The sequence below is a fragment of the Micromonospora sp. NPDC005163 genome (assembly GCF_053599835.1).
Window position 1 is genome coordinate 1 of sequence record NZ_JBSFYP010000167.1, and the last position, 1,232, is coordinate 1,232.

3 protein-coding genes are annotated in these 1,232 nt (G+C 71.4%); all 3 read left to right on the forward strand.

What is annotated here, in order from left to right; translation table 11 throughout:
• A partial coding sequence (locus tag ACWD6N_RS37745) for a hypothetical protein (protein WP_450006764.1) occupies positions 1–301 on the forward strand: 301 nt, incomplete at its 5' end.
• A complete protein-coding gene (locus tag ACWD6N_RS37750) occupies positions 298–705 on the forward strand; it encodes a roadblock/LC7 domain-containing protein (RefSeq protein WP_007465177.1) in 408 nt (135 codons plus the stop codon). The genes ACWD6N_RS37745 and ACWD6N_RS37750, both read left to right, overlap by 4 nt.
• Positions 706–795: 90 nt before the next feature.
• Positions 796–1,161 carry a DUF742 domain-containing protein gene (locus tag ACWD6N_RS37755; protein WP_387324605.1) on the forward strand — a complete coding sequence of 122 codons (366 nt, stop codon included), beginning with the start codon at positions 796–798 and terminating at the stop codon, positions 1,159–1,161.
• The last annotated feature ends 71 nt before the right edge of the window (positions 1,162–1,232 follow it).

Below are 1,232 nucleotides of genomic sequence, written 5' to 3' on the forward strand. Positions count from 1 at the left end.
CGCGCCCGCCGCTCCGGCGGTGGACCCGAGCGCCTGGCGGACGGCGGCCGACGAGGGCTGGTCCCGGGCCAGCCGGGCCGCCGAGCCGGCCGCCGCCGGCACCACCCGCTCAGGGCTTCCCAAGCGGGTGCCGCAGGCGCAGCTCGTGCCCGGCGGCATCGAACCGAAGAGCGGCCGGGACCGCAGCCGGCGGACCCCCGATGAAGTACGCGGTCTGTTGTCGGCCTACCACCGTGGCGTGCAGCGCGGGCGGACGGCCGGGACGGACCTGAACAGCACCTCGACCAAGGAGAGCCGATGAACAGGCCAGCTGCCATGCAGGACATGGGTTGGCTGCTCACCAACTTCGCCGACAGCGTGGCGGGTATCGCCCACGTGGTGGCGGTGTCCGCCGACGGGCTGCTGCTCGCCTCCTCCCGGGACCTCCCGGGAGACCGGGCGGACCAGCTCGCCGCGATCACCTCTGGCGTGGTGAGCCTGACCGAGGGCGCGGCCCGCATGTTCAGCGCGGGTGGGGTGTTGCAGACCGTCATCGAGATGGACAGCGGCTACCTCTTCCTCATGTCGATCAGCGACGGCTCGTCGATGGCCGTGCTGGCCGCGCGCAGCTGCGACGTGGGCCAGGTGGGCTACGAGATGGCGCTGCTGGTCGAGCGGGTGGGTGCCGCCCTGGTGCCGCTGCCGCGCGACGCGGTGCGCTCGTAGCGACGACACGACGGCGTGCCGACGGTGCGCCGGAGCAGGGAGGGGAGGCGGTGTGGACCGGCTCCACGGGGGACGAGGAGGTGATCGGGGATGGACCAACGACGCGCTGACCCGCGCGGCGCTCTGGTACGTCCCTACGCGGTCACCCGTGGTCGTACCGAGCCCCGGCAGGACATCGCCCTCGAGGCGGTCCTCACGGCTTCTCCCACCCAGGTCGCCGAGTCCCGCTTCGCCGGGCATGACAAGCACCGCATCGCCTCGGTCTGTGAAGGCCGGGCACAGTCGCTGGCGGAGATCGCCGCGTACACCCGGATGCCGCTGGGCGTCGCCCGGGTACTGGTCGCCGACATGGTGGCCGAGAGCCTGCTGACGTTACACACTGCTGCTCCCGCCGAGGGGTTCGAGGAGCGGATGGAACTGCTTGGAAGGGTGCTAAGAGCGTCCGCCAGTAGGTGACGGCGGGGATGCAGAGTAGCGAAACGGGCACGGAGTCAGTGATCATCGAGTTGTCTACGCTCTGTGATCGC